1 pseudogene is annotated in these 255 nt (G+C 56.9%); it reads left to right on the top strand.

Going from position 1 to position 255, the window contains the following annotated elements:
- Positions 1-255, top strand: a pseudogene (locus EOD29_RS33330) (adenylate/guanylate cyclase domain-containing protein); the annotation flags it as partial.

Below are 255 nucleotides of genomic sequence, written 5' to 3'. Positions count from 1 at the left end.
TTCCTCCGAGGACGCGAATACTACCATATTGCTTCACGCTCCAACCATCTGATGGCCAGGCAGAGCTTCGCCAGAGCCATCGAACTGGATCCGGGTTATGCCCGCGCCTATGCCGGCATCGCGGTCTGCGATGCGCGCCTGCGGTCTCAATTCGGCGCTGAAATTCCGGTCGAAGATATTCTTGCAAACACGACGACGGCGCTCGTTATCGATCCTAATCTGGCGGAGGCTTATGCTGCCAAGGGATTTGCTTTG

The sequence above is a fragment of the Mesorhizobium sp. M1A.T.Ca.IN.004.03.1.1 genome (assembly GCF_003997555.1).
Lineage (GTDB): Bacteria > Pseudomonadota > Alphaproteobacteria > Rhizobiales > Rhizobiaceae > Mesorhizobium.
The sequence above is the reverse complement of the archived record's forward strand: the minus strand, read 5'-3'. Positions and strand labels throughout refer to the sequence as shown.